The organism is Methylophaga sp. UBA4204 (genome assembly GCF_002379485.1).
In the GTDB taxonomy this organism is placed as follows: domain Bacteria; phylum Pseudomonadota; class Gammaproteobacteria; order Nitrosococcales; family Methylophagaceae; genus Methylophaga.
In genome coordinates this window covers 1-233 of the sequence record NZ_DFTU01000056.1, presented here as the reverse complement: position 1 = coordinate 233, position 233 = coordinate 1, and the positions used below count along the sequence as shown (strand labels likewise).

The following is a 233-nucleotide window of genomic DNA, read 5'->3' as shown; positions in this document are numbered from 1 at the left end:
AGGTCAGCACCTGAAAAGCCTGGCGTTCCACGTGCAATGACACTTGGATCAACATCTTCATCAGCGGGCACTTTACCCATATGAACTTTCAGAATCTGTTCACGTCCACGAATATCCGGTAATGGCACTACTACCTGTCTGTCGAAGCGACCCGGACGCAATAAGGCGGGATCAAGTACGTCAGGACGGTTGGTGGCGGCAATAATAATGACGCCTTCATTACCTTCAAAACC

The 233-nt window shown here is 49.8% G+C and carries 1 protein-coding gene; it reads right to left on the bottom strand.

Features of this window, described 5'->3' with window-relative positions; all coding sequences use genetic code 11:
• The coding region (locus B3182_RS08115) for an AAA family ATPase (protein ID WP_292752284.1) at positions 1-233 on the bottom strand (233 nt) is incomplete at both ends.